Source organism: Phocaeicola vulgatus ATCC 8482 (assembly GCF_000012825.1).
GTDB lineage: Bacteria > Bacteroidota > Bacteroidia > Bacteroidales > Bacteroidaceae > Phocaeicola > Phocaeicola vulgatus.
The window spans coordinates 4,923,208-4,934,951 of record NC_009614.1 but is presented as its reverse complement, the minus strand read 5'-3'; the positions used below and the strand labels follow the sequence as shown (position 1 = coordinate 4,934,951).

At 48.6% G+C, this 11,744-nt stretch carries 8 protein-coding genes; all 8 read left to right on the top strand.

All coding sequences use genetic code 11. The features are described 5' to 3' along the window. The first annotated feature begins 409 nt into the window (after nt 1–409). The 8 genes from dapF to BVU_RS20040 all read left to right on the top strand — a co-directional run bounded on the left by dapF (nt 410) and on the right by BVU_RS20040 (nt 11,722). The gene (gene dapF, locus BVU_RS20075) at nt 410–1,252 is read left to right on the top strand and encodes a diaminopimelate epimerase (RefSeq protein ID WP_005839633.1); all 843 of its coding nucleotides are present in this window, start codon (nt 410–412) and stop codon (nt 1,250–1,252) included. A 46-nt stretch (nt 1,253–1,298) separates the two neighbouring features. Continuing rightward, nucleotides 1,299–2,528, top strand: a complete 1,230-nt coding sequence (locus BVU_RS20070; protein WP_012055981.1) for an LL-diaminopimelate aminotransferase — start codon at nt 1,299–1,301, stop codon at nt 2,526–2,528. A 122-nt stretch (nt 2,529–2,650) separates the two neighbouring features. Beyond that, a complete protein-coding gene (locus tag BVU_RS20065; RefSeq protein ID WP_370006506.1) occupies nt 2,651–3,370 on the top strand; it encodes a hypothetical protein in 720 nt (239 codons plus the stop codon). 115 nt (nt 3,371–3,485) lie between these two features. After that, nucleotides 3,486–3,842 (top strand): P-II family nitrogen regulator, encoded by a 357-nt coding sequence (locus BVU_RS20060; protein WP_005839640.1) that lies wholly within the window; start codon nt 3,486–3,488, stop codon nt 3,840–3,842. A 75-nt stretch (nt 3,843–3,917) separates the two neighbouring features. Further along, nucleotides 3,918–5,276 (top strand): ammonium transporter, encoded by a 1,359-nt coding sequence (locus tag BVU_RS20055; RefSeq protein ID WP_012055979.1) that lies wholly within the window; start codon nt 3,918–3,920, stop codon nt 5,274–5,276. Between the two features lie 57 nt (nt 5,277–5,333). Then, nucleotides 5,334–7,523 carry a glutamine synthetase III gene (locus BVU_RS20050; RefSeq protein WP_008671392.1) on the top strand — a complete coding sequence of 730 codons (2,190 nt, stop codon included), beginning with the start codon at nt 5,334–5,336 and terminating at the stop codon, nt 7,521–7,523. A 312-nt stretch (nt 7,524–7,835) separates the two neighbouring features. After that, nucleotides 7,836–9,680: a glutamine--fructose-6-phosphate transaminase (isomerizing) gene (gene glmS / locus BVU_RS20045; RefSeq protein ID WP_012055978.1), complete on the top strand. Its 1,845-nt coding sequence runs from the start codon at nt 7,836–7,838 to the stop codon at nt 9,678–9,680. Between the two features lie 158 nt (nt 9,681–9,838). Continuing rightward, nucleotides 9,839–11,722 carry an amidophosphoribosyltransferase gene (locus tag BVU_RS20040; protein ID WP_005839648.1) on the top strand — a complete coding sequence of 628 codons (1,884 nt, stop codon included), beginning with the start codon at nt 9,839–9,841 and terminating at the stop codon, nt 11,720–11,722. Nucleotides 11,723–11,744 lie beyond the last annotated feature (22 nt).

Genomic DNA, 11,744 nt, shown 5'->3' with positions numbered 1-11,744 from the left:
CAGTCTTGCGTCTCTGTATTACAGTTTGTTGTATATATGACGTGTATATTTAATATTTGAAAGCTAGATTGTGAAAAATACTTTTAAATTGTAAGTTTGGGCATTTCTTTTATTCATATAGATTGTATTTATGACGGCATATCCCCTTTATAGTCAATCGACCGAATATAATAATGGGAATATTACATTCCCCAATCATATAACGACCTATTGACTTACAATTCAAAACTATCTACCCTTGTTTTGATGCAATTTGAAAGAAAAAATAAATGCTTCTGTTTCTATTTGTTATTAGAATGAAAATAAATAAGAAAATAGAAACAATTATATCTTATAAAATATCAAAAAGATATATATTTGCACAGAATTAAAAGCAAAAGGAAACCACAATAAATAAGTATTAATCAAAATGGCAACAACTATCAAGTTCACCAAGATGCAAGGAACCGGCAATGATTATATCTATGTAAATACCTTGTCTTCTCCGCTGCAAGATCCGATAAAAGCCGCCAGAAAATGGAGCACTTATCATACCGGTATCGGTGCGGACGGTCTGGTACTGATTGGAGCATCCGAAAAAGCGGATTTCAGTATGCGTATATTCAATGCAGACGGCTCCGAAGCCATGATGTGTGGAAACGCCTCGCGCTGCATAGGCAAATATGTATACGAGAAAGGACTGACGGATAAGGAGGTGATCACGCTGGAAACCCTTTCGGGAATCAAAATCCTGAAACTTCATACAGGCAACGGGGTGGTGAAGGATGTAACCGTAGATATGGGTACGCCTCTGCTATCGAATCCCGGACAGATAGCTACGAAAACCGGCGGAATGCTGGCAGAAACCATCCCGGCCGATGGAAAAGAATACAAAGGAACATTCGTCTGCATGGGAAATCCGCATGTTGTCATTTTCGTAGATGATATAAAAGAGGTGGATTTGCCCGCGGTTGGCCCGAAACTGGAAAATCATCCGCTTTTTCCTGAGCGGACCAATGTGGAATTTGTAGAAATATTGCCGGATCAATCCCTACGGATGAGAGTGTGGGAAAGAGGTTCGGGCATCACAATGGCTTGCGGAACAGGGGCCTGCGCCACCGCCGTGGCGGCCGTACTGAACCATAAAGCCGGACGAAAATCGTGGGTAAGGATGGACGGAGGCGATCTCCACATCCATTGGAACGAGAAAGACGGACATGTATACATGACCGGTCCGGCCGGAAAGGTTTTCGAAGGCGAAATAGAGATGTGATACTGATTTTGAAAAACTTAAAACAACGATAAAAACAATAACAACGATGGCACTAGTAAACGAACATTTTTTAAAACTACCAAACAATTACTTGTTTTCGGACATTGCCAAAAAGGTAAATGCATTCAAAGTCTCTCATCCCAAAACGGACCTTATCCGTCTGGGTATCGGAGATGTAACCCGCCCGCTGCCTCAAACTTCCATCGAAGCCATGTATAAGGCAGTAGACGAGCTGGCAAACAAAGAGACATTCCACGGTTACGGTCCCGAACAAGGTTATGATTTCCTGATAGATGCCGTCATCAGGAACGATTACGCTCCGCGCGGCGTCTATCTGGAACCCGGCGAAGTCTTTATCAGTGACGGCGCCAAGAGCGATACGGGAAATATCGGAGACATCCTTCGCCACGACAACAGCATCGGCGTGACAGACCCCATCTACCCCGTATACATCGACTCGAACGTAATGTGCGGCCGTGCCGGGATACTGGAAGACGGGCGATGGAGCAACGTGGTATACTTGCCTTGCCTGAGCGAGAATAATTTCGTGCCCGAAATTCCCGACCGCAGGATAGATATCCTATACCTCTGCTATCCCAATAACCCTACGGGGACGGTCATTAGCAAGGCCGAACTGAAAAAATGGGTGAACTATGCATTGGAAAATGATACCCTCATCCTTTACGATGCTGCCTACGAGGCCTACATACAAGACCCGGACATTCCTCACTCCATTTATGAGATAAAAGGAGCGAAGAAAGTAGCGATAGAATTTCGCAGTTTCTCGAAGACGGCCGGATTCACCGGGGTGCGTTGCGGATACACCGTCGTACCGAAAGAACTCACAGCCGCCACGCTGGAAGGAGAGCGCATTCCGCTGAACCGGATGTGGAACCGCCGCCAGTGCACCAAGTTCAACGGGACATCCTATATCACCCAGCGTGGTGCCGAAGCGATCTATACCCCCGAGGGCAAAAAGCAAGTGAAAGCCATCATACAGTATTATATGGCTAACGCCCGCATCATGAAAGAAGCGTTGGAAAGTACAGGACTCAAAGTTTTCGGCGGAGAGAACGCCCCCTACCTGTGGGTGAAGGCGCCGGGCGAGGTAAGCTCGTGGAAATTCTTTGAACAGATGCTGTATGAAGCCAATGTAGTGGGCACGCCGGGAGTAGGCTTCGGCCCCAGTGGTGAAGGATATATCCGCTTGACCGCTTTCGGAGAGCGGGCGGATTGCGAAGAAGCCATGAAACGGATCAGGAAATGGTTGCTCTGAGCTGTACACGGCAACACCTTGAAGCACTGTGTGCTTGCACCGGACTTACATCAATCAAGCCAATAGGTATATAAAATATGACATACTCACTATTATTAATTAAAAGGTAAAAAGCTATGAAGATGAATTTTAAGGAAACGGCATTGCTATTAGGCATGTCCATGGCAGTGCCGGCAACGAGCATCGCTCAAGACAAGGTGGAAGCCAGTGTAGGAGCTGACTTGGTAAGCGGCTATATTTGGCGCGGACAGGATTTGGGAGGCGTAAGCATACAGCCGTCATTGTCCGTTGCCTACAAAGGATTTTCGCTCGGTGCATGGGGATCCGCAGGCATTGAGTCCGCTGATACGAAAGAACTGGACCTGACGCTGGGCTACAGTACCGGCGGTTTCAGCATTTCGGTGACAGACTACTGGTTCAATGGCGGTCCCGGCTATTTCCACTATGGCACGCACCATACCAGCCATGTATTCGAAGCGCAGATAGGCTACGATTTCGGTCCGTTGGCAGTGAACTGGTACACCAACTTTGCAGGCGACGATGGGGTGAACAAGGACGGCGACCGGGCTTACTCCTCTTACATATCACTCGCCGCCCCCTTCAAATTGGCAGGTCTGGACTGGACGGCAGAAATAGGAGCCACGCCATGGGCCAATGACTTCTATAACGTGTCCGCAGATCCGGAATGCAGTGGTTCGGACGGGTTCGCCGTATGCGACATCAGCCTTGGGGCATCCAAGGAAATCAAGATTACAGACTCATTCTCAGTCCCCGCCTTCGCCAAGGTGACGGTGAATCCGCGCACCGAAGGGGCCTATTTCGTATTCGGACTGGGTTTCTGACAGGAAGTGCTGAAAATGCAGGTACGACAACAAATTCAGACATAACGACAAAATAGAGAGGTATCAGTTTTTAAAAAGGTAAAAAGATTGGAACATATAAATTACAAGTACAACAATGAAGAAAATTGAGGCTATTATCCGTAAGACCAAGTTCGAGGACGTAAAGGACGCGTTGCTCGAAGCCGACATCGAATGGTTTTCCTACTACGATGTAAGAGGCATTGGCAAAGCACGCCAGGGACGTATCTACCGTGGCGTGGTGTATGATACCAGTTCGATTGAAAGAATCCTGGTTTCCATCGTGGTGCGCGAAAAGAATGTGGAGAAAACAGTGCAAGCCATCATCAAGGCGGCGCACACCGGCGAGATAGGCGACGGACGTATTTTCGTCATCCCCATTGAAGACGCCGTCCGCATACGCACGGGCGAGCGGGGTGACATAGCCCTGTATAATGCAGAACAGGAAAAATAAGCGCAAGCTACTTCCCTTTACCGGCAAAAGTAAAGTCGGGAATAAAACAATACTACAACGTAAACGAGAAAAATTATGGATACTATACTCTTATTTATGCTCCCCGCCGGCCTTTGGGCGCAAGATGCAGGCGTGGCAGCCACCACCGCGGCGCCCGATGCAACCGCCGGGGCCCTGGGCGAACTTGCTACCGGACTCAACACTGTATGGATGCTACTTGCTGCCATGCTGGTATTCTTCATGCAACCGGGATTCGCCTTGGTAGAAGCCGGGTTCATCCGTACCAAGAACACGGCCAACGTGCTGATGAAAAATCTGGTAGACTTCATGTTCGGCTCCATCCTGTTCTGGTTCATCGGCTTCGGGCTGATGTTCGGCATAGGCGGTTTTGTGGGCGCCCCCCATTTTTTCAACTTGGAGGCGATGGACAAAATCATCGACAACGGATTGCCCATCGAAGGCTTCCTGATTTTCCAGACTGTATTCTGCGCCACGGCGGCCACCATCGTGTCCGGAGCCATGGCGGAACGTACTAAGTTCTCCATGTATCTGGTCTATACTGTCTTTATCAGCGTACTCATTTATCCGGTTTCCGGCCACTGGACCTGGGGCGGAGGATGGCTGATGAACGGAGACGAAGGCTCCTTTATGATGAGGACGTTCGGCGCTACTTTCCATGACTTTGCCGGCTCTACGGTGGTTCACTCCGTAGGCGGATGGATTGCCCTGGTGGGCGCCGCCATTCTGGGACCGCGTATTGGCAAATACGGGAAAGACGGCAAATCAAGGGCCATCCCCGGTCATAGTTTGACGCTTGCCTGCCTGGGCGTGTTTATCCTTTGGTTCGGCTGGTTCGGGTTCAACCCCGGTTCGCAGTTGGCAGCGGCAACAAGTGGAGACCAGACAGCCATTTCGCATGTGTTCCTCACCACCAACCTGGCAGCTTGTGCAGGAGGTTTCTTCGCACTGGTGGCGAGTTGGATGAAGTATGGCAAACCTTCCTTGTCCCTCACACTGAACGGTGTGCTGGCAGGACTGGTGGGCATCACGGCGGGATGTGACCTGGTATCGCCTTTCGGGTCTGTACTTATCGGTGCCATTTGCGGCGTGGTAATGATATTTGCAGTCGACTTTATCGACCATGTGCTAAAGATTGACGACCCCGTAGGCGCATCGTCCGTACACGGCGTTTGCGGTTGCCTGGGAACGATTCTTACAGGACTCTTCGCTACAGAAAAGGGACTGTTCTATGGCGGCGGCAGCAGCTTCCTGCTGGCACAGCTCTTCGGCGCGGCCGTGGTAGGAGCGTGGGCGGCAGGCATGGGCTTCATTGTCTTTAAAGTGCTGGACAAGATACATGGCTTGCGTGTTCCGAAACGCATTGAAGAGGAAGGACTCGATATCTACGAGCATGGCGAGTCAGCATACAATTAATCACAAAAGTTTTTTCCATTCACTCTACTAATCAACAACTAAACAAATTTAGGTATTATGTCAAAATTAAGATTCAGAGTAGTCGAAACGGCTTTCAAGAAGAAAGCAGCAACGGTGGAGACACCAGCCGAAAGGCCCAGTGAATATTTCGCCAAATACGTTTTCAACCGCGAGAAAATGTTCAAGTATCTGCCCGGCGCCGTTTATGCCAAACTGACGGACGCCATGGACAACGGTGCCCCCCTGGAGCGTGCCATAGCCGACGAAGTGGCGGCAGGCATGAAACGCTGGGCAACTGAGCTAGGGGTAACCCACTACACCCACTGGTTCCAACCCCTGACTGAAGGCACAGCCGAAAAGCACGACGCCTTTGTGGAACACGACGGCAAGGGTGGAATGATGGAGGAATTTTCGGGCAAACTCCTCGTACAGCAGGAGCCCGATGCTTCCAGCTTCCCCAACGGCGGCATCCGAAACACTTTCGAGGCACGCGGCTACAGCGCATGGGATCCCTCATCGCCTGTCTTCGTGGTGGACGACACCCTGTGCATCCCTACCGTCTTCATTGCTTACACCGGCGAGTCGCTGGACTATAAAACGCCACTGCTGAAAGCCTTGAGTGCTGTGGGCAAAGCCGCCGTGGACGTGTGCCGTTACTTCAACCCGGAAGTGAAGAAAGTGGTGGCCTACTTGGGCTGGGAACAGGAATACTTCTTGGTAGACGAAGGACTGTATGCCGCCCGTCCCGACCTGCTGCTGACCGGGCGCACCCTGATGGGACACGAAGCCAGCAAGAACCAGCAATTGGAAGACCATTACTTCGGAGCCATCCCCACCCGTGTGGCTGCCTTTATGAAAGACCTTGAAATACAGGCGCTGGAACTGGGCATACCCGTCAAGACCCGCCATAACGAAGTGGCTCCCAACCAATTTGAGCTGGCTCCCATTTTCGAAGAATGCAACCTGGCGGTAGATCATAACATGCTTCTCATGTCGCTCATGCGCAAGGTGGCGCGGAGCCACGGCTTCCGCCTGTTGCTGCACGAAAAACCCTTCAAAGGCGTCAACGGCTCGGGGAAGCATAACAACTGGTCACTGGGTACAGACACCGGCGTTCTGCTGATGGCTCCGGGCAAGACCGCCGAAGACAATCTGCGCTTCATCACCTTCATTGTCAACACCCTGATGGCGGTATACCACCACAACGGTTTGCTGAAAGCCTCTATCATGAGTGCCACCAACGCCCATCGCCTGGGAGCCAACGAAGCGCCGCCCGCCATCATTTCTTCTTTCCTGGGCAAACAGCTCACGCAAGTGCTGGACCATATAGAAGAAAGCGGCAACGATGACCTTGTCTCACTGGCAGGCAAACAGGGAATGAAGCTGGACATCCCGCAAATTCCCGAACTGCTGATTGACAATACCGACCGCAACCGCACCTCGCCGTTCGCCTTCACCGGCAATCGCTTCGAATTCCGCGCCGTAGGCTCGGAGGCAAACTGTGCCAGTGCCATGATTGCGCTCAACGCGGCCGTTGCCGAACAACTTGCCCGGTTCAAGCAGGACGTGGACGCGCTCATCGAAAAGGGTGAACCGAAAATCTCCGCCATCATCGAAATTATCCGCCGCTACATCAAGGAGTGCAAGCCTGTCCGTTTTGACGGCAACGGCTACTCGGACGAATGGAAGGCGGAGGCCGCCCACCGGGGTCTGGACTGCGAAACGAGCTGCCCGCTCATTTTCGACAACTACTTGAAGCCCGCGAGCATCGCCATGTTCGAATCCACCGGCGTGATGACCCGCAAGGAGCTGGAGGCGCGCAATGAAGTGAAATGGGAAACTTACACAAAGAAAATCCAGATCGAGGCGCGCGTGCTGGGCGACCTGGCGATGAACCACATCATCCCCGTAGCCACCGAATACCAAAGCAAGCTGATAGACAATGTGTATAAAATGAAAGAGCTCTTCCCGGCGGAAAAAGCATCCCAACTGTCGGCCGAGAACATGAAACTCATCGAAGAGATTGCCCGGCGAACCATTTTCATCACCGAGCATGTAAATGCCATGGTGGAGGCGCGAAAAGTGGCGAACAAAATAGAGAGCGAGCGCGAAAAGGCCATTGCCTATCACGATACCATCGCCCCGATGCTGGAAGAGATACGTTATCATATTGACAAGCTGGAGCTGATCGTAGACAACCAGATGTGGACATTACCTAAATATCGTGAATTGCTTTTTATTAGATAATCACTGCATAAAGGTTATCTATTTCTTTTGTTGGTTGTTTTAAGTTTGCGGAGAGGGGCGTCGGGATGACGGTCCTCTTTACACATTACTCTTCTTGCTTGCTTACTGTCTTTCAAATCGTAACTAAAACCACAACAGACAATATCATACTGTAAGTTTTCATATTTATAAAAAAACGAATAAAATATTTCTTTTCGATTTTTATTCTTACTTTTTTATCGCTTTCGTCAATTATTTATGGTTTTTTATTGCATTTATGTTAATTGATATTTGTATCTTTGCAGTCGAATCAGAACATATACTTAGTAGATTATGTGTGGAATAGTAGGCTATATTGGAAAACGAGATGCTTACCCTGTTCTCATAAAAGGCCTGAAGCGGTTGGAATACCGGGGCTATGATAGCGCAGGAGTCGCATTGATAGACAAAAAAAGGAGGTTGAACGTTTATAAAACGAAAGGAAAGGTTTCAGACCTAGAGGCTTTTGTTTCCCAAAAAGACGTTTCCGGTACAATTGGTATTGCCCACACCCGATGGGCCACCCACGGAGAGCCTTGTCAGGCTAACGCTCATCCTCATTTTTCTTCTTCAAAGAATCTAGCTCTTATCCACAATGGTATTATTGAAAACTACGCTACCCTGAAAGAAAAGCTACAAAAAAAAGGGTTCATCTTTAAAAGTAGTACAGATACCGAAGTTCTCGTACAGTTAATTGAATTTTTCCAACTTTCCAACCATTTAGATTTACTTACTGCCGTTCAGTTGGCTCTGCATGAGGTGATTGGCGCATACGCTATAGCGGTGCTCGACAAGAATAATCCCGATGAGATTATTGCAGCACGCAAAAGCAGTCCGCTGGTGGTAGGGATAGGGAAGGATGAATTCTTTCTGGCTTCGGATGCTACTCCGATTGTAGAGTATACGGATAAAGTGGTGTATCTGCAAGATGGGGAGATAGCGGTGATTCGCAGAGACAAGACATTGGAAGTCGTCAATCTGGACAACGTGCTTCAAAATCCCGAAGTACGTACGGTGGAAATGAATCTGGGACAACTGGAGAAAGGGGGATACCCGCATTTCATGTTGAAGGAGATATTCGAACAACCCGATTGTATTAACGACTGTATGCGTGGACGCATCAATGCGGACGGTGATAAAGTAGTACTGTCGGCGGTTATTGATCATAAGGAACGTCTGCTCAAGGCTCGTCGCTTTGTAATTGTGGCTTGCGGAACTTCGTGGCATGCCGGATTGATAGGGAAACAACTGATAGAAAGTTTCTGCCGTATTCCGGTAGAAGTGGAATATGCCTCCGAGTTCCGCTATCGTGATCCGGTGATTCATGAAGACGATGTGGTAATAGCTATCTCGCAATCGGGTGAAACGGCCGATACATTGGCTGCCATAGAACTGGCGAAAGAGAAAGGAGCTTTTATCTATGGTATATGCAATGCGGTAGGTTCATCCATTCCGCGCATTACAGATACCGGTTCTTATATTCATGTAGGACCGGAAATAGGAGTGGCGTCCACCAAGGCATTTACCGGACAGGTAACCGTGCTTACCATGCTGGCGCTGACGCTGGCAAAAGAGAAAGGGAGTATGGCAGATGAGAAATACCTGGAAGTGATCCGGGAATTGACTGTGATTCCGGCTAAAATAAAAAAGATATTGATCAGTAATCCTAAAATAGCGGAACTGTCGCGTATTTTCACCTATGCACATAATTTCCTCTATTTGGGACGGGGCTACAGTTTCCCGGTAGCTTTGGAAGGTGCGTTAAAGTTGAAGGAGATATCTTATATTCACGCTGAAGGCTATCCCGCAGCCGAGATGAAACATGGGCCTATCGCATTGATTGATGCCGAAATGCCTGTTGTGGTGATAGCTACGCATAATGCGATGTATGAAAAGATAATGAGTAACATACAGGAAATCAAGGCGCGGAAGGGAAAAGTAATCGCTTTGGTCACAGAAGGAGATACGGTAATCGGTAAGTTGGCCGATGATTGCATTGAGTTGCCCGAAACATTAGAGTGCCTCGAACCGTTGATAGCTACGGTCCCCTTACAGTTATTGGCCTACCATGTAGCCATTTGCAAAGGGAAGAATGTGGATCAGCCACGAAATCTGGCGAAGTCGGTAACAGTAGAATAGAAGGCAATGCTGCCGGAGATTATGCAGGAAGTTTCCGGCATAATTCTTGAAAGATGTACCGTAAGTTTGGAAAAATGACAGAAGGTCTTGTCATACCTTTGGGATGTTTTTATAAGAATCTGAAAATGAACTATTAATTTAAGTAGTAAAGAGAGAGCATGGAACCGTTAAAGCATGAATGTGGAGTCGCTATGATACGACTGCTGAAACCGCTGGAATATTATCAGGAAAAGTATGGAACCTGGATGTATGGCTTGAACAAGCTGTATCTGCTGATGGAAAAACAACACAACCGCGGACAGGAAGGCGCCGGGTTGGCCTGTGTCAAACTGGAGGCCAATCCCGGTGAAGAATATATGTTCCGTGAAAGAGCTTTAGGTTCAGGGGCGATAACAGAGATATTCGGTACGGTGCAAAATCATTTCAAGGATTTGGCGCCTGAACAATTGCATGATGCCGGATACGCCAAGAAATGCCTTCCCTTTGCCGGAGAGGTATATATGGGGCATTTGCGTTATTCCACTACCGGAAAAAGCGGTATCTCCTACGTGCATCCGTTCTTGCGCCGTAACAACTGGCGTGCCAAGAATTTGGCGTTGTGCGGCAATTTCAACATGACCAATGTGGATGAGATTTTCGCACGTATCACTGCCGACGGCCAGCATCCGCGTAAATATGCCGACACATATATTATGCTGGAACAAGTGGGGCACCGTTTGGATCGCGAGGTGGAGCGCCTCTATGTGGAATGTGAGAAGGAAGGTCTGAAAGGCATGGATATTACTCACGCTATAGAAGACCGCATTGATCTGGGCAATGTCCTCAAGACTTCGAGCAAGGAGTGGGATGGAGGCTATGTGATCTGCGGTATGACCGGTAGCGGTGAGTCTTTTGCGGTGCGCGATCCGTGGGGCATCCGTCCGGCTTTCTGGTACATGGACGATGAAATCATGGTATTGGCATCCGAGCGCCCTGTCATTCAGACTGCCTTGAATGTATCTGCCGGAAGCATCAATGAATTGCAACCGGGACAGGCTATCCTTATAAGCAAGACTGGAAAGATGCGTCTGGCACAGATCAACCGGGCGAAAGAGAAGAAAGCCTGTTCCTTCGAACGTATCTATTTCAGCCGGGGAAGTGACATGGATATTTATAAAGAAAGAAAACAGCTGGGCGAAAAACTGGTGAATCCTATTTTGAAAGCGGTAGACTATGATGTGGAGCATACCGTATTCTCTTTTATACCCAATACGGCGGAAGTGGCTTTCTATGGACTGCTGGAAGGATTCGACAATTATCTGAATGAACTGAAAGTAAAGAAGATAGAGGCTTTGGGGCATCATCCCAATCACGAGGAACTGGAAAAAATCCTGTCCTGGCGTATCCGTAGCGAGAAAGTAGCCATCAAGGATATCAAGCTGCGTACCTTTATCGCCGAAGGCAACAGTCGGAATGATTTGGCTGCCCATGTGTATGATATCACTTATGGAAGCCTTGTGCCTCATGTGGATAATCTGGTGATTATTGATGACAGCATCGTCCGGGGAACTACGTTAAGACAGAGCATTATCGGCATCCTCGACCGCCTGCATCCGAAGAAAATCGTCATTGTTTCTTCTTCGCCACAGGTGCGTTATCCTGATTATTATGGTATTGATATGGCCAGTATGGATCAGTTTATCGCTTTCAAGGCTGCTATCGATTTATTGAAAGAACGGGATATGAAAGATGTGATAGCCCGTGCTTACAACAAATCGAAAGACCAGGTGGGGTTACCCAAAGAGCAGATGGTGAATTATGTGAAAGAAATTTATGCCCCTTTCACTAATGAGGAGATTGCGGCAAAAATGGTGGAACTTCTCACTCCGAAGGGTACGCAGGCGAAAGTGGAAATCGTTTATCAGACACTGGAAGGATTGCATGAAGCGTGTCCCAACCATACGGGCGACTGGTATTTCAGTGGGGATTATCCTACTCCGGGTGGAGTGAAGCTGGTGAACCAGGCGTTTATAGACTATATAGAAAAAGTTTATCAATTCTAAAGAACAACCATTCAAGATAGAT

Bases quoted from the DNA above. Each gene is read 5' to 3' on its own strand.
- dapF (WP_005839633.1), top strand. From the start codon at position 410: ATGGCAACAACTATCAAGTTCACCAAGATGCAAGGAACCGGCAATGAT.
- BVU_RS20070 (WP_012055981.1), top strand. From the start codon at position 1,299: ATGGCACTAGTAAACGAACATTTTTTAAAACTACCAAACAATTACTTG.
- BVU_RS20065 (WP_370006506.1), top strand. From the start codon at position 2,651: ATGAATTTTAAGGAAACGGCATTGCTATTAGGCATGTCCATGGCAGTG.
- BVU_RS20060 (WP_005839640.1), top strand. From the start codon at position 3,486: ATGAAGAAAATTGAGGCTATTATCCGTAAGACCAAGTTCGAGGACGTA.
- BVU_RS20055 (WP_012055979.1), top strand. From the start codon at position 3,918: ATGGATACTATACTCTTATTTATGCTCCCCGCCGGCCTTTGGGCGCAA.
- BVU_RS20050 (WP_008671392.1), top strand. From the start codon at position 5,334: ATGTCAAAATTAAGATTCAGAGTAGTCGAAACGGCTTTCAAGAAGAAA.
- glmS (WP_012055978.1), top strand. From the start codon at position 7,836: ATGTGTGGAATAGTAGGCTATATTGGAAAACGAGATGCTTACCCTGTT.
- BVU_RS20040 (WP_005839648.1), top strand. From the start codon at position 9,839: ATGGAACCGTTAAAGCATGAATGTGGAGTCGCTATGATACGACTGCTG.